Consider the following 26723-nt stretch of genomic DNA (forward strand, 5'->3'; position numbering starts at 1 on the left):
GGACGCTAGCCGCCCGCGCGGCCACGCGGGGCGGTTTCCCGCCGACGCGGTATGTGCCGGCGGTACGCGCTGACCGTCGGGTCGCCATCGATCCAGAACCGCCACGGCACGTCGAGGGCGGAGGTGACGCCCACCCGAGGACCGGCCGCGATGGTTCCCGGCGGGGAATCCGGCGGCGACAGTACCGCCGGGCCGGTGCCGTCGATCAACGAGGTGTCGTTGGCGCTCCGGTCCAAGGCCAGGACCTGCATGAGCTTGCCGGGACCGGCGGCCAGGTCCCGGTCTCGCCGAGCGGCCGGGCGACGCTGCCGGGCCGTTTCCAGGCCGGCCGTCACTTCCCCGGCGCGCAGCAGCACGGCCGCCGCCCGCCCGGGCTCGCCGCAGACGATGTTGGCGCAGAAGTACATGCCGTAGATCTGGTAGACGTACAGCCGACCGGCCGGGCCGAACATCACCTCGGTGCGGGCGGTCATGCCGCGGTGGGCGTGGCTGGCCGGGTCCTCGCCGAGCCCGCTGTACGCCTCCACCTCGGTGAGCCGCACGGTCACCCCGTTCGCGGTGAGCCGCCAGCCGAGCAGCGCGCGGGCCGCCTCGTCCACGGCGGTGGCGGGCAGGTGCAGCCACGGATAGTCCACCCGGCCAGGATCTCACGCTTGTTCAGCGGCAACTATTGCCCCGAAAAGCACGATAAAGACAGGTCTGAAGGGGCATGCGGCCTGACCCGGATTTGCTCCAGCAGTGGGTGATCCGCGACGGCGTGCCGCCGAGGCGGGTGTCGGCTCGCCCGACGACCCGCTGCCCGAGCACCTGCTGCGCGACTGGTACGTCCGGGAGGGCTTCACCGTCGCCCAGGTCGCCGCGCTCACCGGTACCACCCCGCGCCAGGTCCGCTACCGATTGGTCCGTTACCGGCTCTCGGCCGGCAAGCCCGGTCCACGGCGCGCCACCACGCCGAACAACGACGCCTCGACCGGTGTCGGCTTCTCTTCTCCGTCCGCCGAAGGCCGCCATTCGCTGATCGGCACCACCCCGGGCGAGACCACCTCGAGGCCGGTGAGGAACTCGTCGAACTGGGCCCGGGTGCGCGGATAGACATCCGAGCGGCCGGTGCGCAGCGACTCGTCCCAGTTCGCCTTCAGCTCCGGCGTCAGGAAGTCGGTGGTGGCGCAGGTCATCACCAGGTGGCTGCCGGCCGGCAGCGCTCCGAGCAGGGTGTGCACGATCTCGCGGGCCTGGTCCTGATCGGACAGGAAGTGCACGACCGCGACCAGGACCAGCCCGACCGGCCGGCTGAGGTCGAGAAGATTCGCCTGGGCCAGGATCTTCTCCGGGTTGCGCAGGTCCTCCTCGAGGTACCGCGTCTCGCCCTGCGGCGTGCTGGTCAGCAACGCCCGCGCGTGCACCATCACCATCGGGTCGTTGTCGACGTAGACCACCCGGCTGGTGGGGGCGATCCGCTGGGCCACCTCATGGGTGTTCTCGGCGGTGGGCAGCCCGGTGCCGATGTCGAGGAACTGGCGGATACCGGCCTCGGCGGCCAGGTAGGTCACCGCGCGCCCGAGGAACGCCCGGTTGGCCCGGGCGGCGATCCGCGCGGCCGGGTACGACTTCGCGAGCAGGTCGCCGGACTCCCGGTCGGCCGCGAAGTTGTCCTTGCCGCCGAGCCAGTAGTTGTAGCGCCGGGCCGGGTGGGCCACACCGGTGTCGAACCTGTCGGTCATGGCCAGATCCTAATTGGATCATGCCAGGAAGGTTAGATCGGCTCACAATTTGGCATTCACGATCTGCGATCAAGTCGTTACTGTGTGCGCTAGGTGAACATCGGGAATCTCGATTGGAGATTCTCGCTGTCTCGTTCGATGCGTTCGGACTGTCTCGAACGAGACGACCGGAACAGGGGAGTCGCATGTCGGAGACCGGGTCGACCGTTCCACGCCGCCAGGTCGGGCGCCTCATGCGGCAGCTGCGCGAGCAGGCCGGCATCTCGCTGATGGCGGCGGCCGAGGAGCTGGAGTTCTCCCGCGCCCGGATGTACCGGATCGAGAACGGCGAGGTCCCGGTCCGCAAGCATGACGTGATCGCGATGTGCACGGTCTACCGGGCCACCCAGCGGATGACCGAGGTGCTCATCGGCCTGGCCCAGGAGTCCAAGGCCAAAGGCTGGTGGCACGCGTACGGCGATGTGGTCCCGGCCTGGTTCGAGCTCTACGTCGGGATGGAACAGGCGGCCGGCCGGCTGCGCTCGTTCGCGCCCGGCGTCATCCCCGGCCTGCTGCAGTGCCGGGAGTACGCCGAGTGCGTCTTCGGCCGCTGGAACGCCGCAGACAAGGCTGCGGTCGACAACGCGGTGGCCGTACGCCTGGAGCGGCAGTCCCTGCTGATCCGCAACCGCCCCCCGGCGCCGCGCCTCGAGGTGATTCTCGACGAGGGCGTGCTGCGCCGCGGCATCCCCGACGGGCTCGGCATGCGCAAGCAACTGGCGCACCTGATCAACATCTCGACCCGGCCCAACGTCAGCGTCCGGGTCGTCCCGTTCGGCGCCGGCCCGCACAAGGCGGCCAGTTCCGCCCAGTTCACCATCCTCGAGTTCCCGGCCATCGGCACCGCCTCCCCGGAGCCGACCACCATCTATTGCGAAAGCCTCACCGGCGCGCTCTATCTGGATAAACCCAACGAAGTCGAGATGTACGAATCGATCTGGGCCGAACTCGACGAAGTTGCCCTCGGTCAGGTCGAATCGGACGAACTCATCGGCGCGATTCTCAAGGAGATCGATGAATGACCTGTCCGGTGCCGTCTGGCACAAGAGCACCCGCAGCGGCGGAAACGGCGGCGACTGCGTAGAGGTCGCGGCGAACCTCCCGCGAGTCGTGGCGATCCGCGATTCCAAGAACCGGAACGGCGCGGCCCTGGTGTTCTCCCGGGCCGAATGGCGCGAGTTCGTCGAGGGCGTGAAGGCCGGCGACTTTTAGGTCCCGGTGATCCCTTTCTTAAGGACTCATTAGCCGGGCGGTGCGCCACGGACAGCGCACCCATAGTGAACAGGTTCGCCGTCCCCCACCGGCGATCCGAGCCCTGCCCACCACCCAGCCCGAGGTGACCCTCCCGTGTCGATGACCGCTGCCGCCCGTTTCCGCTACACACTGGTGGCCGGTGCCACCGCCGTGGTGATCGGAACCGGGTTCACGGTGATCGGCATGAGCCGCCATGCCGATGCCGAACCCGCCAGCGCCGACCGTCCCCTGGCCGAGGCGACCACGGATGCCGCACTACCCGCCGCAGACGCGCCGCTCTCCTCGGCCCCGCCGTCCGCATCCCCGTCGGCCACCAAATCGCCGTCCGCCAGCGCGACCCCCAAGGCGACCGTCACCACCCGGAAAACCGTGAAGCCGACAAAGACCACCCCCAAGGTCGCCTCGGCTCCGAAAACCGGCGACGCGATCCTGGACGCGGTCCTGGCCCACATCAACGACGCCCGGACGAAAGAGGGCCTGGGCATCCTCACCCTGGACGCCGACCTCTCCAAGGCCTCCGCCCTGCACAACCAGCTGATGATCAACGGTTGCGGCCTGCAGCACCAGTGCTCCGGCGAACAGGGCCTGGGCGAGCGCTTCAGCGCCCAGGGCGTGAAGTGGAGCTCAGCCGGCGAGAACATCGGCTTCGGCTCCAGCGGTTCCGCCGACGCCGACATCATCAAGGCCGCAAACGGCCTGACCGACAGCATGCTGGCCGAGGTCCCGCCGAACGACGGCCACCGCAAAAACCTGCTGAACACCGGCTTCAAACGAATCGGCCTGAGTGTCGTCCGAGACGCCAAGGGCATCACTTGGATGACCCAGGACTTCGTAAACTAAAACCTTTTCCAGTACGCGCAGCGAAAAGTCCCCTGGCACTCAGTTCCAGCCAGGCGAGACTCACCCTCCGCGCGCCCGCTGCGGGCGGGCCCGCCCGCAGCGGGCGCGCGGAGGGTGATTTCGCTTAGCGGAACTGTGGGGCACGGGACTGTGGGTGATGCGTACGGAAGAAGATGGCGGGAAAGGCGCCTGGCGCTAGGAAAGCGTCAGCGGGGAGAAGGGGTGGTTCTGCCAGATCTGGCGGGAGGACTGCTCGGGGTATGGGGTTACCGGGCAGGTGGCGTCGAAGATCTGGGTCAGCGACTGCTCCGGTGTGTAGGCCGGCCAACCCGGGTCGCCATCGGCGGCGAATCTTGTCCAGGCGGAGCGCATTCGCGTCGAAAGCTCAATCGCTTCGGGGGTGGGGGCGTCGCCCAACAGCAGAGCGGGCTGGCCGCTGGTCAAGTTGCCGAAGACCAGGGGGACGTCGAGGCCGTGGCAGGCGCCCAGGATGCCGCCCAGGCCTGGGGCCGGCCAGGTCAGCTCGTAGAAGTAAGCCCGGCCGGCGCCCGCCACCTGGGCGTCGGCCAGGTGCAACGTGGGCATGCGGAACAGCCAGTCGGAATTGACCAGCTCGTGGGTCTGGGTGGGGTCGGCGTCTCGGTAGCTGTCGGGAGTGGGCGCCAGGAGGCGGAGTGCGGCTGCCGTGTCTGATGGGGTTGGCGGGCCGAACATGGCGGTGAACAGGCGGTGTTCGTCTCGGGTGTGGCCGGCCAGCAACGTTACGTCTCGGGCCGCACCGGCCGACAGCGCCTGCCAGGGCGTGGTCGGCAGGGTGTCGCCGTCTACCACCGGGGCGAACAGGATGGACCGGTAGGCGGCCGGGCCCCAGCGTCCCGGCCGGCCGGCGGCGGCGTCGGTGAGCGCGGCGGCCGCGGCGGCGGCGATTACCGTGTCGCCGGTGGCGGCCAGCTTGGCGGGATCGACCGCGGCCAGGTCGGCGGCGGTCGGGCTCAGGTCCAACTCGGCCGCGACGGCGGCGGCTATGTCGGCGGCCAGGTCGGGGGCGAAGAACGTGCCGGGCAGGCTCTGCGCTATCGCGCCGCGGAACAGGCCGGCCGCGCGGGGCATGGCCAGCAGGGCGGCCACCGAGCCGCCGCCGGCCGACTCGCCGAAGATGGTCACGCGGGTGGGGTCGCCACCGAAGGCCTCGATGTTGTCGCGGACCCATTCCAGGGCGGCTATCTGGTCCAGCAGGCCGCGGTTGGCGGGGGCGCCCGCGAGATGGGCGAAACCCTCCATGCCCAGGCGGTAGTTGAAGGTCACCAGGACAACGTTGCCGTCGCGGGCCAGGTGGCCGCCGTCGTACTCGGGGCGGTCGGCGGAGCCGAGCGTGTAGGCGCCGCCGTAGATCCACACCATGACCGGGAGTTTTGCCGCCGGGTCGGGGGCCGGTGACCAGACGTTGAGGGTCAGCCAGTCGTCGCCGGTGGCCTCGGCCCGGCCGAACGCGGCGGATTGCGGTGGGGGCGGACCGAAAGAAACCGCCGGGCGTACGCCGTCCCAGTTCTTCGCGGGCTGCGGCGCGGCGAAGCGGTTCGGGCCGACGGGTGGTGCCGCGTAGGGGATGCCGCGGAACACCGCGACCCCGGACTCCCGGACGCCGCGCAGTGCCCCATTTGTCACCTGGACCTCGGACATGGCGGAATCCTTGCCCAGCCCTGCGGCCGGCGGCCAGCGATTTATCGGCGGTGGGCGCCGCCGACCAGGTCCAGGCCGCCGGTGACGGCGACCCGGCAGTCGTTGCAGATGCCATGAGTTATCCGGGGCAGCGGGCCGCTCTCCAACTCGAGCAGATCGAGGCGGCGGCAGCCCTCCTCCACGTCGACCCAGTCGTCGACCTTGACCCGGGCGCACCAGCCGCACATCCGGATCATCTCGCCGCTGCGGGCCGGAACCGTCGCGTCCAGCAGCGGCACCGACGGGCGGGGCTGGCGCTGGCCGATCTCGCTGACGATGGCGACCTCGGCGCGGTGATTGCCGGTCACCGTCGCGGTCATGATGCGGCGTTCGGCCGGTGAGTCGCAGCGGTAGGTCAGGCGCAGGGTGCGGTCGGGGTCGCGGCGGGACAACCCGAGGATCGCCCGCCACACCACGCAGAGGTCGGGGCCGCTGACGAAGCCGGCCAGGGGTTGGCCGATCGGCGGCGGCACGCAGGCGCCGCCGCCGTTGGCCAGTGCGAACTCGTTCCAGTCCGCGCCAACGCCGCACAACAGGTCATCGCCGTCGAAGCGCCAGGTGACGCCCATGACGTTCAGTCTGGCATTTGGCGCGGGCTCAGGTGCGGCTTGCGCCGGCCTCAGGACCGGCCACCCGCTGCGCCAGCCACACCGGCACCACCGAGAGCACCACCAGGACGGCGGCGACCACGTTGACCACGGGAGCCTGGTTGGGACGGAACAGGTTGTTGAAGATCCAGATCGGCAGGGTGGTGACACCCGGGCCGGCCGTGAACGTGGTGACGATGATTTCGTCGAACGACAGGGCGAAGGCCAGCAGGCCACCGGCCAGCAGCGCCGACCGGATCATCGGGAAGGTCACGTACCGGAAGGTCTGGCCGGGTGAGGCGCCCAGGTCGGCCGACGCGTCCTCCAGGTTGATGCCGGTGCGGCGCAGCCGGGCCAGCACGTTGTTGTAGATGGTCACCACGCAGAACGTGGCGTGCCCGACGATCACCGAGAACAGGCCCTTGCCGATGCCGAGCGGCTCGATCACCGAGCGCCAGGCGCTGTCCAGGGCGATGCCGGTGACGATGCCGGGCAGGGCGATGGGCAGCACGATCAGCAACGACAGGGTGTCGCGGCCGAAGAACTTGAAGCGCTGCACGGCGAACGCCACCATCGTGCCCAGCACCAGGGCGATCGCCGTTGCGCCCAACCCCGCTTTCACAGAGGTCAGCAACGCGGAACGGGCGCCGGTGTTGTCCCAGGCCGCCGACCACCAGCGGGTGGTGAAGTCGTGCGGCGGCCAGCCGAAGGTGCGGTCGCCGTTGAACGAGTTGATCAGCACCAGCATCAGCGGGACGTAGATGAACAGCAGCCCGAGCGCCATGAACGCGCGCAACGCCCACTGTGCATACCGGGACAGCGTCACAGCTCCTCCAGGGCGCCCGAGCGGCGGACCGCGACCAAGTAGATGACCATGATCACGACCGGGACAGTGGCGATCGCGGCGGCGAACGGCAGGTTGTTGGCGGCGCCGATGTTCGCGTAGACCAGGTTGCCGATCAGCTGGGACTTGCCGCCGACGATCTGCACGGTGATGTAGTCGCCGAGCGACAGCGAGAACGTGAAGATCGAGCCGGCGAACACCGACGGGATCAGGATGGGCAGCACGATCCGGCGGAACGTCCGACCGGCGCGAGCACCCAGGTCGGCGCTCGCTTCCAACATGGAATCGGGGAGGCGCTCAAGCCCGGCATAGATCGGCAGGATCATGTACGGCAGCCACATGTACGACAGCACCAGGACCACCGCGGTGAGGCCGTACCCGGGTCCGCCGAAGATCGAGTCCATCGGCCCGTCGTTGGCCAGCAGGATCCGCCACGCGTACGCCTTGACCAGGTACGACGCCCACAGGGGCGTGAGGATCGCGATGACCAGCCACTTCCGGGTGCGCGGCGACGCCACCTTGGCCATGTAGAAGGCCATCGGCACGGCCAGCACCACGCAGATGACGGTGACCGAAGCGGCCACCCCGAGGCTGCGCAGCGTGACGTTGCGGTAGACCTCCTCGGTCAGGATCGTCCGGAAGTTCGCGACGGTGAACTCTCTGACAACCTGCCCGGTGAAGGTGTTGACCGACCAGAAGGCGGAGACCAGAAGCACCGCGAGCGCGCCCAGATAGGCCACGCCGAGCCAGAGCAACGGCGCGGACAGGAGCCCGGCCAGGCGCACTCGCGGGTGCCGGTGGAGAAAGCTGGTCATCCCTTGATCGTGGTCCAGGCCTGGGTCCAGGCCGAGTAGTCCTTGCAGGTCACGTCGGTGCGACCGTCCAGGCACTGCGCGATCGGCGTGGTCCAGTACCAGATGTTCTGGAAGTAGGCCTCGTCGTCGGCGTGGAACGTGGTGCAGAAGCTCTTGTCCGACGTCTGCTGGCAGGCCAGCTTGTTGGCGGGCGCCTCACCGAACCACTCGGCCACGGCCGCGTTGGCCTTCGGCGAGATGATGTGGTTCATCCAGAGGTAGCCGCAGTTCGGGTGCTTGGCCTTGGCCGAGATCATCCAGGTGTCGGACCAGCCGGTCGCGCCCTCGGTCGGCAGCACGGCCTCGACCGGTGCCTTGTCGGCCTGGGCCAGGTTGGCGATGATCTGCCAGGTCGTACCGATCACCGAGTTGCCGGCCTTGAAGGACTGCACCTCCTTGGTGTAGTCCGACCAGTACTCGCCGATCAGCTTGTTCTGCTCGGTGAGCAGATCGGTGGCCGCCTTGAACTGGGTGTCGTCCAGCGCGTACGGATTCTTGATGTTGAGTTCGGGTTTGGTCTTCATCAGGTAGAGCGCCGCGTCGGCGATGTAGATCGGCGAGTCGTACGCGGTGATCTTGCCCTTGTACGGCGAGTTGGCGTCGAAGACCGCGCTCCACGAGGTCGGCGCCGGCTTGACCACGTCGGTCCGGTACATCAGCAGGTTGGCGCCGCGGCCGTGCGGAATGCCGTAGGCGACGTTGTCGACCGAGTTCCACTGCTTGTTCTTGAGGCCGTCGAAGACGTCCTTGTAGTTCGCGATCAGGTCGGTGTTGACCGGCGCGACGTCACCGCCGTAGATCAGCCGCAGCGACGCGTCACCCGAGGCCGAGACCACGTCGTACTCGCCGGTCTTCATCAGGGTGACCATCTCGTCCGAGGTCGCCGCCACCTTGTTGTTGACCTTGCAGCCGGTCTCCTTGGTGAAGTCGGAGACCCAGTCGACGGCCTTGTCGGTGGAGCCGTCCTCGACGTAACCGGCCCACGAGACGATGTTGACCTCGCCCTCGCCCGCACCGAGCGAGGCCAGCTTGTCGATCTTCGGGACGGACAGGCCGCCGGGGCCGGAGCCGGTGGTTCCGGAATCGCCGCCGCCGCACCCGGCGAGCACGAGCACGCCGGCTGACAGGGCTGCCAAAACGAATCTATGCCGCATCCGCGTTCTCCTTCTGATGGGGGATTTCGATCACGTGCTCTGCGTGCCAGCTCAGGTGGACCGGTTTCCCCCGCAGTTCGGCCAGCGCCGCGGTCCCGGTGCGCTGGTTCTGCTCGACGACGGTGACCCGCACCCCGGCGTCGAGGTCGACGACGTATCGGGTTACCGGTCCGGCGTAGATCACCTCGGCGACGGTGCCCGGAATGCCCTCTTCGGACAGACGAATTTTCTCCGGCCGGATGGAAAATGTCCCTTTTCTTCCGACGAGGGCGAGAGCCACGTCGCCGGTCAGGAGGTTAGATGTCCCGACAAATCCGGCAACAAATGGCGTCGCCGGGTTCTCGTAGACCTCTTCCGGGGTTCCGATCTGGGCAATCCGGCCGGCATCGAAGACCGCCACCCGGTCGCTCATGGTCAGCGCCTCGTCCTGGTCGTGCGTCACGAAGACGAACGTGATGCCGACATCGCGCTGGATCTGCTTCAACTCGACCTGCATCTGCTCGCGCAGCTTCAGGTCAAGAGCGCCGAGCGGCTCGTCCAGCAACAGCACCTTGGGCCGGTTGACCAGGGCCCGAGCAAGAGCAACCCGCTGCCGCTGGCCACCCGACATCGCCGACGGCTTCCGAGATTCAAAACCCTCCAGCCGTACGGAGGACAGCGCCTCAACCGCACGATCCCGCCGCTCCCGGCGCGGCACCTTGCGGACCTTGAGCCCGTACTCGACGTTCTCCAGCACGGTCATGTGCGGAAAGAGCGCGTAATCCTGGAAGACCGTGTTGACGTCCCGCTCGAACGGCGCCAGCTTCGTGACGTCCTTGCCGCTCAGCGACACCGTGCCGGCGGTCGGCAGCTCGAAGCCGGCGATCATCCGCAGCACCGTGGTCTTGCCGGAGCCGGACGGCCCGAGCATCGAGAAGAACTCGCCGTCCTCGATGGACAGGTCGATCCCGGCGACCGCGTCGACGGCCCCGAAGGACTTCCGCAGCCCGGTCAGCTCGATAGCCGGAGTACTCATGCGCTCACCATCACGAATCGAAGCTCGGTCATCTCTTGCACGGTGTAAGCAGGTCCTTCACGGGTGTTCCCGGCGTCGCGAAGTCCGCCGTACGGCTGCTGGTCGGCCCGGAAGGTCGGCACCTGGTTGATCAGCACCCCGCCGAACTCCAGCTCGCGCGCCGCGCGCAGCGCGACGCCGAGATCCGCCGTGAAAACCCCGGCCTGAAGGCCGAAATCGCTGTCGTTGGCCAGGCCGATCGCTTCCGCCAGATGGGTGTACGGCGTGACGGTAACCACCGGCCCGAACACCTCCTGGCGATAGACGTCCAGGTCACGGGGCGGATCGGCGACGACCGCCGGAGTGATCAGGGTGCCGTGGCGCACGCCGCCGGTCACCTCCGCACCCGCCGCGCGGGCCCGGTCGAGCCAGTCCTCGACCCGCTTCGCAGCCGCCTCCGAGATCAGCGGCCCGACCTCGGTGTCCTCGTCGAGCGGGTCGCCGACGCGCAGGGAGCCGACCGCGATCTTCAGCTCGTGCAGCAGTTTGTCGTAGATGTCGGCGTGGGCCAGCACGCGCTGGGTGGAGATGCAGGACTGCCCGGCGTACGAGAAACCGCCCAGCCGCACCTGCGCGACCACCCGGTCCAGGTCGGCGTCCGGCTCGACGATCACCGGCGCGTTGGAACCCAGCTCGAGCAGCACCCGCTTGCGCGGCGCGGTGTCCTGGATCCGGCGGCCGACCGCGACGCTGCCGGTGAACGTGATCAGCGCGGGCACCGGGTGGGCGACAAGCGGGGTGCCGGCGTCCGGCCCGGTGCCGGTGACCACCGAGATCCAGTCGGCCGGCAGCCCCGCCTCGACCAGCAGGTCGACCAGGCGGATCGCCGAGACCGGGGTCAGCTCGGCCGGCTTGAGCACCACCGGGCAGCCGGCCGCGATCGCCGGGCCGAGCTTGTGCGCGACCAGGTTGAGCGGGAAGTTGAACGGCGAGATGGCGGCGATCACGCCGACCGGGTGCCGCAGCGCGAACCCGAGCCGGCCCACTCCGCTGGCCGAGGCGTCCATCGGGATCACCTCGCCGCTGAGCCGGCGCGCCTCCACCGCCGAGAACCGCAGCGTGTCGACGCAGCGCAGGGTCTCGGCGCGGGCGTCCCGGATCGGCTTGCCGGCCTCCCGGGCGATGGTGACCGCGAACTCCTCGGTGCGCTCGGCCAGGAGTTCGGCGGCGCGTTCCAGCACCTCGGCCCGGCGGTACTGCGGGAAGTCGCCCCGGGCCAGCGCCGCCGAAGCGGCCGCCACCGCCTCGGCGACGTGCTCGGCACCCAGGGCCGGCACGCGGGCGACCGGCGACCCGTCGAACGGGCTGAGCACCTCGATCCACTCGTCGGCACTCACCGGGCGCCCACCTATCCGGGCCGGCACCTGCATCAAGAGGACCTCCCGGGTTGACCGCTGTGTTGCAGGACACCGTATTTGTCGATGGTCACGGTGGTAAATGGACGCGGGAACAGTACTTACGCGGGCGGGTTGTGCAGCCGTACAGTCGCGCGGTGACCCTGCGCCTGGGCGACGTTCTCGCCGACCCCGACCTGAGCCTGCGGCTGGCCGACGGCGACCCGGCCGCGCTCAACCAGCCGGTGCGGTGGTGCGCGGTCACCGAACTGGCCGACCCGCGCCCGTTCCTCTCCGGCGGCGAGCTGGTGCTGACCACCGGGCTCAGTCAGCTCGACGAGGCCGCGCAACGGCAGTTCGTGTCCCGGGTCGCCGAGCGGCGGGCGGTCGGGCTCGGCTTCGGGGTCGGGCTCACCCACGACCGGATCCCGGCCGCCACCCTGGCCGAGGCCCGCGACCGGCGGCTTCCGGTGCTGGAGATTCCCTACTCGACACCGTTCATCGCGGTCGACCGATTCGTCGCCGACCGGGTCCTGGAGGAGCAGTACGGCCGGTTCGCCGACCTGCTCGACGAGCACGACACGCTGGCCAAGGCGCTGCTCTCCGGCCAGGGCCTGGGCGCGCTGATCGGGTCGCTGCACCAGATCCTCGGCGCGCCCTGCATGGTCGTCGACGTGTACGGGCGGGTGCTCGCCACCGCCCCGGCCAGCGCGGCCTGGCCGGTCGAGCAGATCCTGTACGCGGCGCGGGCCGGCACCTCCGGCGACACCCCGCTGGCGGTGCCGGTGAGTGTCGAGGACACCGTGGTGGCGTACCTCTGTTGTCGCCGGCCCCGTAGATCCGCGGACGTCCTCCCGTACGCCGTCTCCTTGGTTGGTCTGGAACTTGCCCGCCGGCAGGCGGAATTGGCCGGCAAGCGCCGGCTGGCCGGACAGGTCCTCGAAGATCTCGTGCGCGGGACGATCGGCGGAGCCGAGGCCGAGCGGCGGCTCTCGCCGTTCGGCATCCGGCCCGCGGACGAGCACGCGCTGCTGGTGGCGACGCTGTCGCCGGGCGGCGGCGATCTCCGCAAGCGCCTGGTCAGCAGCCCGCCGATGACCGGCGCGACGACCGCGGTGCTGGAGGACTGCCTGCTTGTGGTCCTGGAACCCGGGCAGTCGGCGCGGGAGGCGGCGCTGCTGCTGCAGGACTACCTGACTCGGTACGGTTCGGACGTGCGCGTCGGCATCGGCGGCTGGTACGCCGGGACGACCGGCCTGCGCTGGAGTTATTACGAGGCGCACGAGGCGATGAACCGCGGTCCGGGCATCAACGAGCGCGAGCAGATGAGCCTGTCCGGTCTGATCGTGGCCAGCGAGGATGTGCCGCTGCGCGACCTGGCCAGCGAGGTGTTGCGGCCGCTGCACGAGTTCGACGCCGCGCACGCCGGCTCGCTTGTCGCGACGCTGCGCGCCTACCTGGACGCGGACGGCTCGGTGGCGGCCGTGGCGGCGAGGCTGATCGTGCATCGCAACACCGTGCGTTACCGCCTCGAACAGATCGAGAAGCTGACCGGCCGCTCCCTGGCCCGCACCGCCGACCGCGTGCAGCTGTGGCTGGCCCTGGCCGCCGCCGATCTACTTAGGTAGCCGGACCGTCACGGTGGTGCCGGTCGACTCGTGGGAGGACAGCGCGATCGTGCCGCGGTGCCGTTCCACCACCACCCGGCACAGTGCCAGGCCCAGTCCCGAGCCCGGGATGCCGGTGTGCCGGGCGTTGCCGCCCCGGTACAGCCGGCGGAACAGTTTCGCCTGCTCCGACGCGGGAATGCCGACACCGGTGTCGCTGACCGTGAGCACCACCAGGTCGTCCAGGTCGACCAGGGTGACCCCGACCGCCGAGTCCGACGGGCTGAACTTGACCGCGTTACCCACCAGGGCCTCCACCATCTGCCGCAGCCGGGCCCGGTCCCCCGGCACGGTCACCTGGTCGAGCCGGTCGGTGTGGATGACGACGCCGCGGTCCGAGGTGACCTCGCCGGTCACCTCGGCGACCACCTCGGTCAGGTTCACCGGCTCCGACTCGAGGGCCAGGTGCCCCGACTCCATCCCGGCCACGTCCAGCAGCCGGTCCACCAGGTTCCGCAGCCGGGTGCTGTTGCGGTGCACCACCTCGAACAGGTCGCGCAGCTCGACGAACGGGGTGTCGTCCGGGGACTCGGCGATCAGGTCGACGTACGAGCCGATCGAGGTGAGCGGGGTGCGCAGCTCGTGCCCGGCCAGGGCCATGTACTCGTCGGTCGCGGCGGCCAGGTGCAGCGCCAGCCCTTCGGCCCGGCGGTGCTCCAGGAACGCGCCGATCACCGCGGCGATGCCGCTGAGCAGCATGCCGAGCGCCGGGTCGGACTCCTGCCGGGTGCGTGAGAAGAACGAGATCGCGCCCACCACCCGCTCGCCGCTGCGCACCGGGACCGCGCCGGCCGAGCGGTAGGCCGCGCTCTCCGCCACCTCCGGGAGGATCGGCGCGTTCGCCGCGTGCAGGTCTGGCACCCAGATCAGCTCGCCGGTCTGCCAGCACAGGCCGGCCAGACCGTGCCCGCGGGCGATGGTGGCGGGCAGCGGCAGGGCCGGTTCCCCGGCCGCGCTGTACAGCGCGGCCGGGCGCAGCACGTCGGCCTCGTCGTCGGCCAGCCACAACCGGAGGTACGGCCAGCCCAGGGTGGTGCCGATCGCGGCCAGGATCCGGTCGCCGGCTTTGGGCGAGTCCGGGTCGCCGGCCAGCACGCTGAGGACCTTGTTCTTGCACACCTCGTACTGCCGGGTGCGGTGCCGGGTGGTGACGTCGTGCGCGGCCGAGACGGCGGCGATCACGGTGCCGTCCGCGCCCCGGACCGGGCGGGCGTTGACCAGGTACCAGTGCGGGCGGCCGTGCGGGTCGTACGCCATCAGCTCGACGTGGTTGACGTCCTCGCCGCGCATGGCCCGCCAGATCGGCCACTCGTCGGTCGGCATGTCGGTGCCGTCCGGACGGCACATCCGGAGCCGGCGCGCGATGTCGCCGACCGGCACACCCGGCTTGTCGGCGCCGAGGACGTCACCGAGCGCCCGGTTGACCAGGAGCTGCCGCCCGTTCACGTCGAAGGCCATCACACCCGTGTCGATGCAGTCGAGCACGGCATCGAGCATGGAGTGGCCGATCTGCGGCACCTTCAGGCCGTTGAGGTGGCCGCGCAACGCCTCGCTCAGCTCGGGAACCCCGAACGGCTTGCCGATCACCCCGAGCGCGCCGGTCGCGGCCAGCCGCGGATCACCCGGCAGGAGGTACGCCGTGATCAGCACGACCGGGGTGGACGCCAGCCGCGGGTCGTCCCGGATCGCCGCGCAGAGTTCGAGCCCGGTCATGTGCGGCATGTCGACATCGGCGATGAGCAGGTCCGGCCGGTGCTTGGCGACCGCTTCCAGGCCCGAGCGGCCGTCGTCCGCCACCACCACGTCGTGGCCGAGCCGCCGCACCACCTCGGCGATGACCCGCTGATGATCGAGGTTGTCCTCGGCTACGACCACTGACGCCACTCTCGCAGGGTAAATCAGACAAAACACCCCCGTACGGTTTCCGGGTAGCTTGATCGGAGTGCCGGGAAACAATGTCGGACTGCGGTCCGAGCGAGGACCAGTCCTCGCCGCGGTCATGCTCACCACCGCACTGGTCGCCATCGAGGGCACGATCATCGCCACCGCGGTGCCCTCGATCGTCAAGGACGTCGGCGGGTTCACCGAGTTCCCCTGGCTCTTCTCGATCTTCCTGCTGGCCCAGGCCGTCTCGGTGCCGATCTACGGCAAACTGAACGACCTGTTCGGGCGGAAACCGGTCATCCTGTGGGGCATCGGCCTATTCATGATCGGATCGATCCTGTGCGGGGCGGCCTGGGCGATGGGACCGCTCATCGCCTTCCGGATCGTCCAGGGCCTCGGCGCCGGCGCGATCCTGCCGACCACCATCACCATCATCGGCGACCTCTATTCGGTCCGCGAACGAGCCAAGGTCCAGGGGTACGTCGCCAGCGTGTGGGGCGCGGCCTCGGTCGTCGGGCCCACCCTGGGCGGCGTCTTCAGCGAGTACGTCTCCTGGCGCTGGATCTTCTTCGTCAACATCCCGCTCTGCCTGCTGGCCGTCGCCGTCTTCATGCGCTTCTTCCACGAGCGGGTCGAACGCGGCCGCCCGGTGATCGACTACCGGGGTGCCGCGCTGCTCGCGGTCGGCCTGGCCCTGGTGATCCTGGGTGCGCTGGAGGGCGGTCAGGCGTGGGCCTGGAACTCGCCGGCCAGCCTGCTCATCCTCGGCGCCGGGGTCGCGGCGCTAATCGCCTTCGTCTTCGTGGAACGGCGGGCGGCTTCGCCCGTACTCCCGCTCTGGATCTTTCGCCGAAGGCTGCTGGTCTCCAGCGGCCTGATCTCGGTCGGCATCGGCGCCATCCTGTACGGGCTGAGCTCCTACGTCCCGACCTACGTGCAGGACGTGCTCGGCGCCGGCCCGCTGGTCGCCGGCTTCGCTCTGGCCACCCTGACGCTGGGCTGGCCGATCACCGGCAGCCAGGCCGGCCGGGTCTACCTACGGCTGGGCTTCCGCGCCTGCGCCCTGATCGGCACGTCCCTGGTCCTGGTCGGCTGCGCGCTGCTGCTGTTGCTGGGCCGCACTTCGCCGGTCTGGCAGGTTGCCCTGTTCTGCCTGGTGATCGGGCTCGGCATGGGCCTGACCGCATCGCCCACTTTGATCGCCGCGCAGTCCAGTGTGGGCTGGGCAGAAAGAGGTGTGGTCACCGCCAGTAACATCTTCCTGCGGTCCCTGGGAAGCTCGGTCGGCGTGGCCATCTTCGGCGCGATCGCCAACTCGACCGTCGGCTCGGCTCCGATCACCCCGGATTCGTTGACGACGGCCGTACAGCGCATCTTCGTCGGCCTGGTCATCGTGGCCGTGCTGATCCTCGCGATGGCGACGCTGATCCCCCGCTCGGCCGACCGGGCAATTTTGGAGGCCCCTCCGATTCCTCAGGAGTCTTCTCGCTGAGGAGCTCGACCAGCTTCAGCGCCCGCTCCGACCGCTCCTTGCTGCCGACCAGCGCCACGAAGGACGCGATGGTGATGGGCGCCAGCATCCGGCAGCCCAGCCGGTACCCGAAGTACACGGCGATGATGGGCAGCGCGGCCGACCGCGACTCCCCGACCAGTTCGATGACCCACTGAGGCACCATGGCGGCACCGCCACTCTCCGCGACGAAGCTCAACCGGTTTCGCACCATGTCTCCCGCCCGCCAGGTGCGGGGGCATGCACTCAGAGTAGCCGCAAGGTCACCTTCTGGCGAGGTGGGAACAGGGCCATCACCAGCGCGGCCAGCCCCAGCAGCCGCAAGGCGGCGTCCCCCGCCTCCCAGTCGACCCCTTCCGCCTCCGTCTCGGCCGGCGCAACCGAGACCATCACGGCCGCCACGTTCCCCTGCCCCGCGATGTTCCCCCCACCCGCGTTCCCCGGGTTTCCCGGGTTCCGCGCGCCCGGATGCAGGAAGCGCTGCTGAGCGTCGGCCACGGCCGCAGCGGACCGCTGCTCATCCCGGTCCGGTGTGACGTTCCGCAGCGTGGCCTGACTGCACCACTCCCACACGACGCCGTCGTCCGCCCCCAGCCACGGCCGTTCACAGCCGACGGTGCCGTCCTCCGCACCGAAGTCCGCCGCCGCACCCACCGCCCCACCGGCGAACGCCAGAACGGCCAGCAGTCCGGCCCCCGCCAGCCCGAGCCGGTGCGTAACGAGCGCCGCGTTGGCCGCAACAAGCACCAGCACCAGGGCAACCACCGACAGCCCCAGCAGAGCGGTCCCGATCCGCCCCGGCCGATCGGTGATAGCAAACTTCGCGAACACCCCCACCACGACGACTCCCGCCAGCCCCGCCGGCCAGAGATGCCGCCGCCGAAGCCCCGGCGCAGCGGTGCCAAGCACCGCAACCGCAAGAAGCGCGGCCCCCGCGGTAAGCAGAAGCACGGCGACCACCCCGGCGTGCGCCCCCACCGCCACCGGCCACCCGAACCCGCCGGCGTCGATGTCGACCGCCGCAGCCGCGAGGGTAAGCGCGGTCAGCCCGGCCAGCCCGGCGCGTTGCGGCCAGCCACCCGAGTCCCGGTCCGCGGCCAGCCCCAACAGGGCGGCAGTAGCCAGCGTCCCAGCAAACGACAGCAGCTCAAGGCGCAGCAGAACCTGCACCCCCAGCACAGCCAAGCAGGCAAGGAAAAGCCATACCCATCGCGAAACGCGCACCGCGGCATAATCCACCAATCCCCGCCCCACGGCCACCCCGCCGAGATCACCCCGGCCGCGCCTCACCACCGACCGGCCCGCCACCTGGCCGACCCGCCACCTGGCCGGCCCATCACCGGGCTGACCCGCCACCTGGCTCACCCATCACCTGGCTGACCCGCCACTTGGCTGACCCGGCTCGCCATGCTTACCGAAACCCCAAGGCCCACCGACGGTCTCCAGCGCCCGAGCCCGGCCTCGGCCAGCAGGCCGATGATCAGGCCCAGCCAGCGCTCCCCAACCGCCCCGTTGGCCGGAAAGGGACGGCCCCGACCTGACACCGCTCTTGATCAGGAACGCAGTTCCCCGACGCGAGTGCGCTCGGCGCGGCCAGCGATAAGCCATTCGTCGTCGCCGCCGATAGTCGGCCTCCAGAGCACCCGCGTGACGCTATTTCGGAGGCGCAATTTCTACGCCTTTTCTTCCGCGATCGGATGGATTCCGATTTTCCGGAAATGTTGCTGGCGCATTCAGCAGCACAGGTTCCACGGCGGCATTTCAGACGCCAGCGAGTGCCCTGAAGGCACATCACCGAACATCGGCCACGGCGGACCTCTGGCGGCAGACCGACCACGACCGGCGACCCGACGACGGCGCCGGCCATGCTGCGGCCGACCGACCTCACAGTCCGACCGGCAACCGAACCTGGGCCGCGCGCCGACGTCAAACGGCAGAGGCTGTTCCCCTCGCCCCGCCAACCCTTCTTGGCTAAACGGTCCGGTCCGGCGCGCCGACTCGGCCCGCCCCGCACCGCCCACGCCGCCCGTCCAGCCCCCACCACCGACGCGGCACCGTTTCGCCCACCCTGCCAGCCCGGCCGACGTGGCGGATTCTAGGGCCAGCCCCGGCCGGCCGGCTTGAGCGATTCTTTTTCCGCCTCGGCCGGCTCGACGGCCGGCAGCAGCTTCTTCCCCGAGCGCGGACTCACTCTGAGCGGCAGCGCTTGCCGGGTGTTCGGGCTCGGCGCACGGCACCGTTTCTACTCGGTCCGGGAGAACCTCCTGCCCGGCGAGAGCGGACCGGCCGGTCGACTGCTCATCACCCGGCGACACGTCACGGTCAGCCGGAACATCACGGCTGAGGGTCACGGACGACGGCCGCTGGAGGCAGGTCGCCTCCTCCGGCCAGATCAACGGCGGGACCGCCTCGGCCTCATCGTGCAGACCCAACTCGCCACATTCCCGCGAGCAGCCCTGCGAGCGGCATCGCTTCCATGCGTAACGGCGAGGAAGCCACCACCGCCGCCCACGCTCATGGTCGCGACGGAACTCGTCCTTCTCAGGAGAATAGCTATGCGCTTTTGTGCGGTCCCGCAGCGCAGTAGTTGTAGACCGATCGAATAGCTGAAGCTGCTGGTACCGCATGCCTATATTCTCGCGCGCCCCGAATCGCGGCGCTAACAGTCGATCATGCCAACAACAGAAGCTGTCCGGAGCCGAGAAAATCGATTGCGTGACCAATCAAAGAAGCAATTCACTCGCGCGCCGAGCTGAGCCGTTGAGCGATCACTGCCGACGGCTGCCGGTTACCCGTCTCGATCCGCCATAGAGATGAACTCGGTGGTCGACCTCGTGGTCCGGGTCGCGCTGCTGGAATCCGTCGGGTGCGATCACGCCGTTGCTGATGTGCAGCAGCCAGTCCTCGTAGTACCAGCTCGGGTTGCAGGCGCAGGTGGTCGTCGTGAAGCGGAAGTTCGCGCGATAGCGGCCGATCTGGCCCGGCATCAGCGTGAAGAGCCGGGAAGGGCCGCTCTGACGCGGGTACGCCGCCCAGCCCGGCATTCGGTCTACCACCAGCCCCGCGCCTGCCATGGCCAGCCACAGATCAACATCGCGTCCTCGTTCCAAGCCCCCGGTCAAGAGGTCGTCGTGGGGCACGTAGTGGACCGCCTCGTCGGCGAGCACGTCGTGAACTACGACCTCGCCGACCGCCAGCGAGGTGGGCAGCGCCGACGGACGGCACAGACCGCGACGGGCGTTCGCGTGCGATGCGCCGCGCGACGCCGCACCCCACCTCACCCGTACCCGCTGGATCGTGATCACGACTCACGATGGCGCGGGGCTCGCTGCTGCGCCAGCCGATTTCACATCTCCCGCTGCCGGGCGCCCGCTGCCCCGCCCTCGTGCACGGCGCGCCATAGACTGCCGCGAGTGGATGACGAGCTCACGCCCGCCCAGATCGACTCCCTGCTGAACGAGGAATCCGGCGACCGCGCGGTTCTGATCGCCCTGCTGCGCGAGCGGATCTGGCGCTGGCCCTGGTGGGACCGTTCCTGGCAGGTCGTCGAGATCCGGGAGGTTCGGCCCCGGGAGATCCACGATTGGCTGCACGAGGTGTCCATCGACGGGCTGGTCAGCCGGGACGCGGCGGCGCCGCTGCCGTTGTCGGTCTACACGCGGGTGGCGGGGTCCCGGCTGGACCGGTTCGAGGTCCAGGTTGCGGACACGCTCATCGGACCGCCGATCCGCGAAAGCGATCCGCACCCGTTCGGGGCGATCTTCTGCGCGTTGATGGATCGGCGCGGAATCTCGCGCCCGGAGATGGCTCGCCGCTGCGGACTCGCCCAGTCGACCGTGGCCAAGATCCGGGCGGGGCGCCTGGTGCCGCAACGGGCGGATCATCTGGCCGACATAGCGGCAGCCTTCGAGATGCCCGTCGGCGATCTACGAGCTATCGCGGGCCTGCCCGAGGACGATTGAAACAGCCCTGATCGCCGGCGGCGGCCGGCGCCGGTGACCCAGCTGGGCCACCGTCAGGGCGGTGAGGACGGCGGTCGTGTTCAGGACGCCGTGGGTCAGCACCATCCAGGTCAGGTTCAGGTGTGGGATGGGTAGCAGCTGGCCGGCGGCGTAGAGCAGGGCCAGAGTCATGGTGACGACGCTCAGGGCGAGCAGCAGCCGGGCCGCTCGGCCGGCACGGGTGGCGATCGCCAGCCACAGGCCCGAGGTCAGCAGGCCCGCGCCGACCAGCTCGATCAGGTCGCCCGCGTCCTGGCCCAGGGGTGTCCGGCCGGCCAGGAAACCCAGGCCCACCAGCGCCACCCCGGCCGGCGCCAGCAAACGGGCGGCGCGGTGGCGGGCGTCGACCAGGGACACCAGCAGCAGGGCTCCGAACCCGGCCACGTGGAAGTGCGCGGCGGTGAGGCCGAGCACACCCAGCGGGAAGCCGAGCAGGGTGACCCCGGCCCGCTCGGCCAGCAGGCCCACCGCGGCCACCGGCAGGCAGGCCGCGGCGAAGGCCACCAGCGGCTCGCGCCGCAGCACCACCGGCACCAGCAGGCAGGCGAGCAGGTAGGGCACGCAGAGCAGGCCGGCGAGCAGCCCGCGCGGCAGCACCAGCGCCGCCACCGCGGGCACCGCCGCGGTCGGCCACCAGCGCACCAGGCGCCGGCCGCGGCCCAGCGCGCCGAGGCCGAGCGGCACGAACGACAGCACGCAGACCGCCACGACCACGTGCAGGCCGACCCACCCGGATTCCGTCAACCGGTCCATGTCATCACCCGTTCTTTGAACACGTTCAAACTAGCGCACCGCGCTCAAGACGTCGACCGTCCCGCCGATAGGTGCGGTCGTGCAGGACGATGCGCTGGTCGAGCAGGCCGCCCGCCTCTGCGAGGTGCGCCGGGAGTCCGAGGCGGCGGCGCTTGTCGCCCAGGTTCTGGCTCGGGACCCGCACCACGTGCCGGCCTGGCTGGTGCTGGCCCGCGCCCGGCTGCTCGCCGACGACCCGGCCGGGGCACTGCACGCCGCCCGGACCGCCGCCGGTCTCGAACCGGGCCACCCGGCCGCGCTGGCCCTGGTCGGCCTCGCGCACAGCGACCTGGGCCGGCCCGGCGAGGCCGCGGCGGCCCTGCGTCAGGCGGTGGCCATCGACCCGGGCGACGCCGAGTGGCACCGCCTGCTCGCGGCCGTGCTCACGGCGGACGGACAGAGCAGACGGGAGGCGCTGGCCGCCGCCCGGACCGCCCTGGAGCTGGCCCCGGACTGGGGCGCGGCGCACGTCACGTACGGCTCGGTGCTGCTGACCGGCCGCAAGATCGGCCCGGCCCGGGAGGCGTTCCGGCGCGCCCTGGCGCTGGACCCGCAGGACGCCTCCGCGCACCACGAGCTGGCCCGGGCCGATGCGCTGGGCCGCAACCATTACGCCGGCGGGCAGCTGGCCCGGGCGGCGGACGGCTTCGCTCGGACGCTGGCCCTGGACCCGCACGAGCAACTCGCGCACGAGAACCTGGAACGGACCCTGCGGGTGTTCGTGCTGCGGACCGCCGTACTGCAGATGTTCCTGGCCTTGAACGTCGCCCGGATGACCAACCAGCACCACCTCGGCCTGGCGCAACTGCTCGCGGTGGCCGGCGTGCTCGCCCCCGGCCTGTACGCCTACAGCTTCGTCCGCCGCCTCTCCCCCGCGCTGCGCGACTACCTGCGCGGCATGCTGGCCACCACCCGGATGCGGATCGTGCAGGCCCTGGCCGCCACCGGCCTGGCCGCGCTGCTGGTCGCCACCGTGCTGCCCACCTGGCTGACCCTGCTCGGCGCGCTGGCCTCGGTGTCCGCCGCGATCATCGTCAAGCTCGACGCCGACCCGCCGTCCACCCAGCTGCGTCGCACCGCCCGGGGCTTCGCCCTCGCGGCCGCCGCCCTGGTCACCCTGCTAGCGCTGAGCGTGTGGTTGCTCGGCCTGAGCCCGGAAGTCGCGGTCATACTCGGGCTGCTCCCCGTACTCCCCGGGTATTTGACTTGGAAGTTGATCCGATGGCGGCAAAGGGTCAGCCGCGCGAAGGTGGCGCGGTAGAGCCGCGGATGACCAGGCGGGTCGGGACGGTGATGCCGTCGCCGGTGGCCTCGCCGCTGAGCAGGGACAGGACCATGCGGCCGGCCAGTTCGCCCTGGCGGCGGACCGGTTGGGCGACGGTGGTGAGGTCGGCCAGCTCGGCCAGTGGGTGGTCGTCGATGCCGACCACCGAGATGTCCTCGGGGATGCGCAGGCCGGCCCGGCGCAGGGTGCGGACCGCGCCGAAGGCCACCTCGTCGGAGTGCGCGTAGACGGCCGTGGGGGGCTCGCGCAGGCTCAGCAGCCGGGACATCGCGTCGGCGCCGTTGACGCCGCCCCACGGGACGGTGACGGTCAAGGCCGGATCGATCGGGATGCCCGCGTCGGTCAGGGCCGCGTGGTAGGCGCGGCCGCGGCCGGGCGTGGCCGGCCAGTCGGGCTGGGCCGGGTCGAGGGTGGCGATCATGCCGATCCGGCGGTGGCCCAGGAAGACCAGGTGGTCGACGGCCTGGCGGCCGGCCGCCAGGTCGTCGATCGAGACGCAGGGGTAACGCTCGATCTGACCGCCGGCCGCAACGATGTGTACGCCCATCAGCTCCAGGCGTTCGCGTTCCGGGTCGTCCACCGGCATGCCCAGCACCACCAGCGCGTCGACCTTGCGCCGGGCCGGCAGCCGGCGGAAGAAGTTGTGCCGGTCGGTGGCGTCGCCCACGTGGTAGAGCAGCACGTCGAGGTCGGCGTCGCGCAGGACCGACTCGAGGCCGTCGAGCATCGCGGCGAAGAACCAGCGGGAGATGTGCGGGACGACCACGCCGACCCGGTCGGTGGCGCCGCCGGCCAGCCGGGAGGCCTCGGGCGAGACGACGTAGGACAGCGCTTCGGCGGCGGCCAGGACGCGGGCCCGGGTCGCCGCGGCCACGTGTGGGTGGTTGGCCAGCGCACGTGAAGCGGTCGCCATCGAGACACCGGCCCGGCGCGCGACATCGGCCATGTTGATCTTCGACGAGGACGCCGGCACGACTGCACCTTACTCCGCTTTGGAAGCGTTTCCGGAGGTCCATTTACAGATTGTGCTGCTGATGTTGACAGAGATGTACGTCACACCAAAGGTAGATCTGCAAGCGGTTCCAACACCCGACGAAGGGATGGCACCGTGCTCAAGAGACCCGCCGTTCTGTTGCTGACCGCCGCGCTGCTCACCGGCTGCGGCGGCGGCAGTGGCGATGCCAACACGCTGTCCTACTTCATCGCCGACGCCGCGCAGGCCGACGTCGCCGCCCGATGCGCCGCCGAGTCCGGTGGCGCCTACTCCTTCGACATCCAGCGCCTGCCCAACAACGCGGCCGGCGGCCGGGAGCAACTGCTGCGCCGGCTCGCCGCCGAGGACCGGTCGCTCGACATCGTCAGCGTCGACCCGCCCTTCATGGCCGAGTTCGCGAACGCCAAGTTCCTCCGCCCCTTCACCGACGCGGAGCGACAGGAGTTCTCGGCCGGCGTGCTGAAGGGCCCGCTCGAGCAGTCGACGTTCCGCGACACGCTGTTCTCCGCTCCGCTCTACGGCAACACCCAACTGCTCTGGTACCGGAAATCGGTGCTGCAGAAAGCCGGCGTCGACCCGGGCGCCGGGCCGGTCACCTGGGATCAGCTGATCAAGGGGGCGAGCCAGGCCGGAGTCACCTTCGCCGCCCAGGGCCGCCGCAACGAGAGCCTGATGGTCTGGGTCAACGCCCTGATCGCCTCGGCCGGCGGGTCGATTCTCGCCCCGGGCTCGGAGAACCTGCCGGCCAACCAGGTCAAGTCCGGCCTGGACAGCCCGGCCGGCACCGCCGCTGTCACGATCATGCACGACCTCGCGGTCTCACCGGCCGCGCCGGCCGGCTTCAGCACGGCCGGCGAGGAGGACTCGCGGGCCGCCTTCCAGGCGGACAACGGCGGCTTCATGGTCAATTGGCCGTACGTGTGGGCCGCCTTCGATGCCGCCATCAAGGAGGGGTCGCTCCCGGCGAACTTCAAGGACGACGTCGGCTGGGCCGCCTATCCGCGCGTCGAAGCGGGCCGGGAGAGCGCGCCGCCGTCCGGTGGTCTCGGGCTGTCGATCAGCGCGTTCAGCGACCGGCAGGAGCTCGCCGTCCAGGCCATCCGCTGCCTGGCCAGCAAGCAGAGTCAGACCGAGTTCATGGTCAGCGCGGGCAACCCGGCGGCGCTCTCCTCGGTCTTCGACGACCCCAAGATCCGGGAGATGTTCCCGATGGCCGACCAGATCCGCGAGGGCATGGACACGGCCACGCCGCGCCCGGTCAGCCCGTACTACGGCGACGTCACCGGCTCGATCCAGACCGCCTTCCATCCGCCGGACTCACTGTCGCCGCAGAAGACCCCCCGGGAGGCCAACAGCCTGCTCGAGGACGTCCTGTCCAACAAGCGACTGATCTAGGAGCGGCCATGAGTACAACGCTTCCCGCCGCGCCACCGCAGGCCGCGGCGACCAAGACCAGCCATCGCCGGGTCCGGCTGACCGACCGGGCCCGGAAAGAACGCAACCTCGGCTGGATGCTGGCCGGGCCGGCGTTCTTCGTGATGGTCGCGGTCACCGGCTATCCGATCCTCAACGCGATCTGGCTGTCGCTGTTCGACTACCGGCTCACCGACCCCGGCGCCAAGGACTTCATCGGCCTCGGCAACTACGCGACGATCCTCACCGACGGGCTGTTCTGGCGGCAGTTCGGCGTCACCACCCTGATCACGGTGGTCACCGTCGCGGTCGAGCTGGTGCTCGGCTTCGCCCTCGCGATGGTCATGCACCGGGCGCTCTACCTGCGCACCGCGCTGCGCACCGCGATCCTCGTGCCGTACGGGATCATCACGGTCGTCTCGTCGTACGCGTGGGCCTACGCGTTCAGCAACACGTACGGCTTCGTGAACCCGACCCTCGGGCTCGGTGACTACGACTGGTTCGGCGGCACCTGGTCGGCGCTGTTCACCATCTGCGTGGCCGAGATCTGGAAGACCACGCCGTTCATGTCGCTGCTGCTGCTGGCCGGGCTCGCCCAGATCCCGGACGACTACCTGGAGGCGGCGAAGGTCGACGGCGCCCGGGCGTGGCAGCGGGTCAAACGGGTGATCCTGCCCAACATGAAGGCCGCCATCATGGTGGCGCTGCTGTTCCGCACCCTGGACGCGTTCCGCATCTTCGACAGCGTCTTCATCATGACCGCCGGCGCGCAGAACACCGAGACGCTGTCCTTCCTGGCTTATCGGCAGACCATCAGCCGGGTGATGATCGGGCTCGGCTCGGCGGTCAGCGTCATTCTGGCGATTCTCGTCGTACTCATCGCGGTGATGTTCGTGAAGGTCTTCCGCACCGATCTGTCGCAGCAGAGAGGGGACCGCAAATGAAGGCCAGCCGCAGCACTCAGCTCTTCTGGATCGCCGGGGCCATCCTGATCATTCTGTACGCGTTGATCCCGGTGTTCTGGATCGTCTCGCTGTCGTTCAAGGCCGGCGACGACATCACCAACAAGCAGTTCCTGCCGACCGTCTGGAGCTGGGAGAACTACAAGACGGTCTTCTCCTCCGACCTGTTCACCACCGCGCTGCGCAACTCGGTGGGCATGTCGATCATCGCGACCACCATCTCGGTGATTCTGGCGACCCTGGCGGCGTACGCCATCTCGCGTCTGGAATTTCCCGGCAAGCGCGCGGTCCTCGGGGTGGCCCTGGCCATCACGGTGTTCCCGGTCATCGCGATCGCCACGCCGTTGTTCAACCTGTGGCGCACGATCGGCCTCTACGACACCTGGCTCGGGCTGATCATCCCGTACCTGTCCTATTCGCTGCCTCTTTCGGTCTATGTCCTGTCCGCGTTCTTCCGCGAGATCCCGTGGGAGATGGAACAGGCCGCCCAGGTCGACGGCGCCACCGCCTGGCAGGCGTTCCGCCGGGTGATCGTACCGCTGGCCACCCCAGGCGTATTCACCGCGGCCATTCTGACCTTCTTCGCGGTGTGGAACGACTTCGTCTTCGGCATCACCCTCACCTCCAGCGAGGCGGCCCGGCCGGTGCCGGCGGCGCTCGCGTTCTTCCAGGGCGCCTCGCAGTTCTCCCAGCCGACCGCACCGATCGCGGCGGCCGCAGTGGTGGTGACGATTCCGATCGTCATCCTCGTGCTGCTGTTCCAACGCAAGATCGTGGCCGGCCTCACCAACGGCGCTGTGAAAGGCTAAGGAGAT

General features: G+C 69.9%; 25 protein-coding genes. 11 read left to right on the forward strand and 14 right to left on the reverse strand.

All coding sequences use genetic code 11. The features are described from left to right. Positions 1 to 5 precede the first annotated feature (5 nt). The gene (locus Ate02nite_RS00070; RefSeq protein WP_203797135.1) at positions 6 to 635 is read right to left on the reverse strand and encodes a DNA-3-methyladenine glycosylase; all 630 of its coding nucleotides are present in this window, start codon (positions 633 to 635) and stop codon (positions 6 to 8) included. A 270-nt stretch (positions 636 to 905) separates the two neighbouring features. Then, a complete protein-coding gene (locus Ate02nite_RS00075; RefSeq protein ID WP_203797136.1) occupies positions 906 to 1721 on the reverse strand; it encodes an SAM-dependent methyltransferase in 816 nt (271 codons plus the stop codon). A gap of 185 nt (positions 1722 to 1906) precedes the next feature. Here Ate02nite_RS00075 and Ate02nite_RS00080 point away from each other — a divergent pair, with 185 nt between their 5' ends. The 3 genes from Ate02nite_RS00080 to Ate02nite_RS00090 all read left to right on the forward strand — a co-directional run bounded on the left by Ate02nite_RS00080 (position 1907) and on the right by Ate02nite_RS00090 (position 3854). Further along, the gene (locus Ate02nite_RS00080; protein ID WP_203797138.1) at positions 1907 to 2782 is read left to right on the forward strand and encodes a helix-turn-helix domain-containing protein; all 876 of its coding nucleotides are present in this window, start codon (positions 1907 to 1909) and stop codon (positions 2780 to 2782) included. Then, positions 2775 to 2972 carry a DUF397 domain-containing protein gene (locus Ate02nite_RS00085; RefSeq protein ID WP_203797140.1) on the forward strand — a complete coding sequence of 66 codons (198 nt, stop codon included), beginning with the start codon at positions 2775 to 2777 and terminating at the stop codon, positions 2970 to 2972. The genes Ate02nite_RS00080 and Ate02nite_RS00085 overlap by 8 nt, the downstream gene beginning before the upstream one ends. 141 nt (positions 2973 to 3113) lie before the next feature. Continuing rightward, the gene (locus Ate02nite_RS00090) at positions 3114 to 3854 is read left to right on the forward strand and encodes a CAP domain-containing protein (protein WP_239147041.1); all 741 of its coding nucleotides are present in this window, start codon (positions 3114 to 3116) and stop codon (positions 3852 to 3854) included. A gap of 195 nt (positions 3855 to 4049) precedes the next feature. Here Ate02nite_RS00090 and Ate02nite_RS00095 read toward each other — a convergent pair whose 3' ends face one another. The 7 genes from Ate02nite_RS00095 to Ate02nite_RS00125 are packed head-to-tail and all read right to left on the reverse strand — an operon-like array spanning position 4050 to position 11403. Continuing rightward, positions 4050 to 5534, reverse strand: a complete 1485-nt coding sequence (locus Ate02nite_RS00095; RefSeq protein WP_203797143.1) for a carboxylesterase/lipase family protein — start codon at positions 5532 to 5534, stop codon at positions 4050 to 4052. 41 nt (positions 5535 to 5575) lie between these two features. Beyond that, on the reverse strand, positions 5576 to 6142 hold the full coding sequence (locus Ate02nite_RS00100) for a hypothetical protein (RefSeq protein ID WP_203797145.1): 567 nt from the start codon (positions 6140 to 6142) through the stop codon (positions 5576 to 5578). A gap of 28 nt (positions 6143 to 6170) precedes the next feature. After that, a complete protein-coding gene (locus Ate02nite_RS00105) occupies positions 6171 to 6986 on the reverse strand; it encodes an ABC transporter permease (protein ID WP_239147019.1) in 816 nt (271 codons plus the stop codon). After that, positions 6983 to 7819 carry an ABC transporter permease gene (locus tag Ate02nite_RS00110; protein ID WP_203797147.1) on the reverse strand — a complete coding sequence of 279 codons (837 nt, stop codon included), beginning with the start codon at positions 7817 to 7819 and terminating at the stop codon, positions 6983 to 6985. Before Ate02nite_RS00110 ends, Ate02nite_RS00105 begins: the two co-directional genes overlap by 4 nt. Further along, positions 7816 to 9012 carry an ABC transporter substrate-binding protein gene (locus Ate02nite_RS00115; RefSeq protein WP_203797149.1) on the reverse strand — a complete coding sequence of 399 codons (1197 nt, stop codon included), beginning with the start codon at positions 9010 to 9012 and terminating at the stop codon, positions 7816 to 7818. The genes Ate02nite_RS00110 and Ate02nite_RS00115 overlap by 4 nt, the downstream gene beginning before the upstream one ends. Further along, positions 9002 to 10027 carry an ABC transporter ATP-binding protein gene (locus Ate02nite_RS00120; protein ID WP_203797150.1) on the reverse strand — a complete coding sequence of 342 codons (1026 nt, stop codon included), beginning with the start codon at positions 10025 to 10027 and terminating at the stop codon, positions 9002 to 9004. The genes Ate02nite_RS00115 and Ate02nite_RS00120 overlap by 11 nt, the downstream gene beginning before the upstream one ends. Then, positions 10024 to 11403: an aldehyde dehydrogenase family protein gene (locus tag Ate02nite_RS00125; RefSeq protein WP_203797152.1), complete on the reverse strand. Its 1380-nt coding sequence runs from the start codon at positions 11401 to 11403 to the stop codon at positions 10024 to 10026. Before Ate02nite_RS00125 ends, Ate02nite_RS00120 begins: the two co-directional genes overlap by 4 nt. 155 nt (positions 11404 to 11558) lie before the next feature. On the opposite strand from Ate02nite_RS00125, the gene Ate02nite_RS00130 reads away from it, so the two are divergent. Further along, positions 11559 to 13028, forward strand: coding sequence for a PucR family transcriptional regulator (locus tag Ate02nite_RS00130; RefSeq protein WP_203797154.1), 1470 nt, complete (start codon positions 11559 to 11561; stop codon positions 13026 to 13028). Here the strand turns inward: Ate02nite_RS00130 and Ate02nite_RS00135 are convergent. After that, on the reverse strand, positions 13017 to 14951 hold the full coding sequence (locus Ate02nite_RS00135) for a hybrid sensor histidine kinase/response regulator (protein WP_203797156.1): 1935 nt from the start codon (positions 14949 to 14951) through the stop codon (positions 13017 to 13019). The two genes, Ate02nite_RS00130 and Ate02nite_RS00135, sit on opposite strands and share 12 nt — an antisense overlap. A gap of 58 nt (positions 14952 to 15009) precedes the next feature. On the opposite strand from Ate02nite_RS00135, the gene Ate02nite_RS00140 reads away from it, so the two are divergent. Together Ate02nite_RS00140 and Ate02nite_RS00145 are read left to right on the forward strand one after the other, a co-directional pair. Continuing rightward, positions 15010 to 16443, forward strand: coding sequence for an MFS transporter (locus Ate02nite_RS00140; RefSeq protein ID WP_239147020.1), 1434 nt, complete (start codon positions 15010 to 15012; stop codon positions 16441 to 16443). Positions 16444 to 16481: 38 nt separating this feature from the next. Next, a complete protein-coding gene (locus tag Ate02nite_RS00145) occupies positions 16482 to 16619 on the forward strand; it encodes a hypothetical protein (RefSeq protein ID WP_203797158.1) in 138 nt (45 codons plus the stop codon). Between the two features lie 88 nt (positions 16620 to 16707). Here the strand turns inward: Ate02nite_RS00145 and Ate02nite_RS00150 are convergent, their stop codons facing one another. Both Ate02nite_RS00150 and Ate02nite_RS00155 read right to left on the reverse strand, forming a co-directional pair. Further along, positions 16708 to 17646, reverse strand: a complete 939-nt coding sequence (locus tag Ate02nite_RS00150; protein WP_203797160.1) for a hypothetical protein — start codon at positions 17644 to 17646, stop codon at positions 16708 to 16710. A gap of 1583 nt (positions 17647 to 19229) precedes the next feature. Continuing rightward, a complete protein-coding gene (locus tag Ate02nite_RS00155; RefSeq protein ID WP_239147021.1) occupies positions 19230 to 19766 on the reverse strand; it encodes a hypothetical protein in 537 nt (178 codons plus the stop codon). Positions 19767 to 19874: 108 nt separating this feature from the next. Here Ate02nite_RS00155 and Ate02nite_RS00160 point away from each other — a divergent pair, with 108 nt between their 5' ends. Continuing rightward, positions 19875 to 20423 (forward strand): helix-turn-helix domain-containing protein, encoded by a 549-nt coding sequence (locus Ate02nite_RS00160; RefSeq protein WP_203797162.1) that lies wholly within the window; start codon positions 19875 to 19877, stop codon positions 20421 to 20423. On the opposite strand, the gene Ate02nite_RS00165 is transcribed toward Ate02nite_RS00160, so the two are convergent. Further along, positions 20388 to 21215 carry a YndJ family transporter gene (locus Ate02nite_RS00165; protein WP_203797164.1) on the reverse strand — a complete coding sequence of 276 codons (828 nt, stop codon included), beginning with the start codon at positions 21213 to 21215 and terminating at the stop codon, positions 20388 to 20390. The two genes, Ate02nite_RS00160 and Ate02nite_RS00165, sit on opposite strands and share 36 nt — an antisense overlap. A gap of 79 nt (positions 21216 to 21294) precedes the next feature. Here Ate02nite_RS00165 and Ate02nite_RS00170 point away from each other — a divergent pair, with 79 nt between their 5' ends. Beyond that, positions 21295 to 22515: a tetratricopeptide repeat protein gene (locus Ate02nite_RS00170; protein ID WP_203797165.1), complete on the forward strand. Its 1221-nt coding sequence runs from the start codon at positions 21295 to 21297 to the stop codon at positions 22513 to 22515. Here Ate02nite_RS00170 and Ate02nite_RS00175 read toward each other — a convergent pair. Next, positions 22490 to 23512: a LacI family DNA-binding transcriptional regulator gene (locus Ate02nite_RS00175; protein WP_203797166.1), complete on the reverse strand. Its 1023-nt coding sequence runs from the start codon at positions 23510 to 23512 to the stop codon at positions 22490 to 22492. The genes Ate02nite_RS00170 and Ate02nite_RS00175 overlap by 26 nt on opposite strands. Positions 23513 to 23647: 135 nt before the next feature. Here Ate02nite_RS00175 and Ate02nite_RS00180 point away from each other — a divergent pair, with 135 nt between their 5' ends. From Ate02nite_RS00180 to Ate02nite_RS00190, 3 genes are read left to right on the forward strand one after another with little or no spacing between them, the layout of a single operon-like run. Beyond that, positions 23648 to 24928 carry an extracellular solute-binding protein gene (locus tag Ate02nite_RS00180; protein WP_203797169.1) on the forward strand — a complete coding sequence of 427 codons (1281 nt, stop codon included), beginning with the start codon at positions 23648 to 23650 and terminating at the stop codon, positions 24926 to 24928. Positions 24929 to 24936: 8 nt separating this feature from the next. Further along, the gene (locus Ate02nite_RS00185; protein WP_203797171.1) at positions 24937 to 25890 is read left to right on the forward strand and encodes a carbohydrate ABC transporter permease; all 954 of its coding nucleotides are present in this window, start codon (positions 24937 to 24939) and stop codon (positions 25888 to 25890) included. Beyond that, a complete protein-coding gene (locus tag Ate02nite_RS00190; RefSeq protein ID WP_203797172.1) occupies positions 25887 to 26717 on the forward strand; it encodes a carbohydrate ABC transporter permease in 831 nt (276 codons plus the stop codon). The genes Ate02nite_RS00185 and Ate02nite_RS00190 overlap by 4 nt, the downstream gene beginning before the upstream one ends. Positions 26718 to 26723 lie beyond the last annotated feature (6 nt).

It is taken from the genome of Paractinoplanes tereljensis (assembly GCF_016862435.1).
Lineage (GTDB): Bacteria > Actinomycetota > Actinomycetes > Mycobacteriales > Micromonosporaceae > Actinoplanes > Actinoplanes tereljensis.